We start from the raw sequence: 2,500 nt of genomic DNA, 5'->3' as shown, positions 1-2,500 counted from the left end.
GCGCTGAAGCGAATATTGCCTGAACTGAAGAAGCAAGGCTACCAGTTTGTTACGGTTACGGATCTGATCGCTAAAACGAGAAAATAATGTACGAATGCAAATAAAAAAGCAGCTGATCTCTAAGTAAGATCAACTGCTTTTTGCTTGGCGACGTTCTACTCTCCCAGGACCCTTCGGTCCAAGTACCATCGACGCTGGAAGGCTTAACGGTCGTGTTCGGTATGGGTACGCGTGGTTCCCTTCCGCCATCATCACCAAACGGGATTTTTCGAAGCGTTACGGCCTCGAATTCCGCTGCGAGAAAATATCCGCCCTTAGAAAAGGCATGCAGCTCAAGGATTTATTCCTTGAAAACTAGATACGAAACGATGCGTGTAATGAGCAAGTGTATTGCATCTCTGACCATACCTCGTATGACAGATGATTGGATAAGCCCTCGACCGATTAGTATTCGTCAGCTCCACACGTTGCCGTGCTTCCACCCCGAACCTATCTACCTCGTCGTCTTCAAGGGGTCTTACATACTGGGAAATCTCATCTTGAGGGGGGCTTCACGCTTAGATGCTTTCAGCGCTTATCCCGTCCGTACGTAGCTATCCAGCCGTGCTCCTGGCGGAACAACTGGTACACCAGCGGTACGTCCATCCCGGTCCTCTCGTACTAAGGACAGCTCCTCTCAAATTTCCTACGCCCACGACAGATAGGGACCGAACTGTCTCACGACGTTCTGAACCCAGCTCGCGTACCGCTTTAATGGGCGAACAGCCCAACCCTTGGGACCTACTTCAGCCCCAGGATGCGATGAGCCGACATCGAGGTGCCAAACCTCCCCGTCGATGTGGACTCTTGGGGGAGATAAGCCTGTTATCCCCAGGGTAGCTTTTATCCGTTGAGCGATGGCCCTTCCATTCGGTACCACCGGATCACTAAGCCCGACTTTCGTCCCTGCTCGACCTGTTTGTCTCGCAGTCAAGCTCCCTTATGCCTTTGCACTCTTCGAATGATTTCCAACCATTCTGAGGGAACCTTGGGGCGCCTCCGTTACTTTTTAGGAGGCGACCGCCCCAGTCAAACTGCCCACCTGACACTGTTCCCCGACCGGATCACGGCCGCGGGTTAGAACTCCGATACGATCAGGGTGGTATCCCAACGTCGCCTCCACACAAGCTGGCGCTCATGCTTCTCAGGCTCCCACCTATCCTGTACAGATCGTACCAAAGTCCAATATCAAGCTGCAGTAAAGCTCCATGGGGTCTTTCCGTCTTGTCGCGGGTAACCTGCATCTTCACAGGTATTAAAATTTCACCGGATCTCTCGTTGAGACAGCGCCCAAGTCGTTACGCCATTCGTGCGGGTCAGAATTTACCTGACAAGGAATTTCGCTACCTTAGGACCGTTATAGTTACGGCCGCCGTTTACTGGGGCTTCGGTTCATAGCTTCGGGTTACCCCTAACCACTCCCCTTAACCTTCCAGCACCGGGCAGGCGTCAGCCCGTATACTTCGCCTTGCGGCTTCGCACAGACCTGTGTTTTTGCTAAACAGTCGCTTGGGCCTTTTCACTGCGGCCCCCTCGGGCTATTCACCCTACCGAGGCACCCCTTCTCCCGAAGTTACGGGGTCATTTTGCCGAGTTCCTTAACGAGAGTTCTTCCGCGCGCCTTAGCATGCTCTGCTCGCCTACCTGTGTCGGTTTGCGGTACGGGCACCTTCTCCCTGGCTAGAGGCTTTTCTTGGCAGCCTGAACTCATGACCTTCGCTACTGTAATTTTCACTCCCCATCACAGACCAGCCTTACGATGTGCGGATTTGCCTACACATCAGCCTCTCTGCTTGGACGGGCATCCATCAGCCCGCGTCACTATCCTTCTGCGTCACCCCATTGCTCATAACGGTTCACGGTGGTACAGGAATATCAACCTGTTGTCCTTCGACTACGCCTTTCGGCCTCGCCTTAGGTCCCGACTTACCCTGAGCGGACGAGCCTTCCTCAGGAACCCTTAGGCTTTCGGCGGACAAGATTCTCACTTGTCTTTTCGTTACTCATACCGGCATTCTCACTTGTATGCTGTCCAGCGCTCCTTACGGTACACCTTCAACCTACATACAACGCTCCCCTACCAGAGCAGATTCATCATCTGCAATCCATAGCTTCGGTGGCGTGTTTAGCCCCGTTACATTTTCGGCGCAGAGTCACTCGACCAGTGAGCTATTACGCACTCTTTCAATGGTGGCTGCTTCTAAGCCAACATCCTGGTTGTCTGCGCAACTCCACATCCTTTCCCACTTAACACACACTTGGGGACCTTAGCTGATGGTCTGGGCTGTTTCCCTCTTGACAATGGATCTTAGCACTCACTGTCTGACTCCCGGGATAAAGTATGTGGCATTCAGAGTTTGACTGGACTTGGTAACCCTTGGCGGGCCCCGCACCCAATCAGTGCTTTACCTCCACTACTCATCTCCCGAGGCTAGCCCTAAAGCTATTTCGGGGAGAACCA

1 protein-coding gene and 2 rRNA genes (2 of these 3 only partly in view) are annotated in these 2,500 nt (G+C 53.0%); 1 reads left to right on the top strand and 2 read right to left on the bottom strand.

The window, feature by feature from the left end; translation table 11 throughout:
* Window positions 1-87 carry the end of a polysaccharide deacetylase family protein gene (locus DVH26_RS03815; RefSeq protein WP_239635272.1) on the top strand. The gene continues 600 nt to the left of window position 1, outside the view, so the window shows 87 of its 687 coding nt (coding positions 601-687); its start codon lies beyond the left edge, outside the window; its stop codon occupies window positions 85-87.
* A 55-nt stretch (window positions 88-142) separates the two neighbouring features.
* Here the strand turns inward: DVH26_RS03815 and rrf are convergent.
* Window positions 143-259: ribosomal RNA gene (gene rrf, locus DVH26_RS03810) — 5S ribosomal RNA — on the bottom strand.
* Window positions 260-424: 165 nt separating this feature from the next.
* Window positions 425-2,500: ribosomal RNA gene (locus DVH26_RS03805) — 23S ribosomal RNA — on the bottom strand; it runs 846 nt beyond the window's last position.

The sequence above is a fragment of the Paenibacillus sp. H1-7 genome (genome assembly GCF_022354825.1).
Taxonomy (GTDB): Bacteria; Bacillota; Bacilli; order Paenibacillales; family NBRC-103111; genus Paenibacillus_S.
This window is presented reverse-complemented; position numbering and strand designations above follow the sequence as displayed.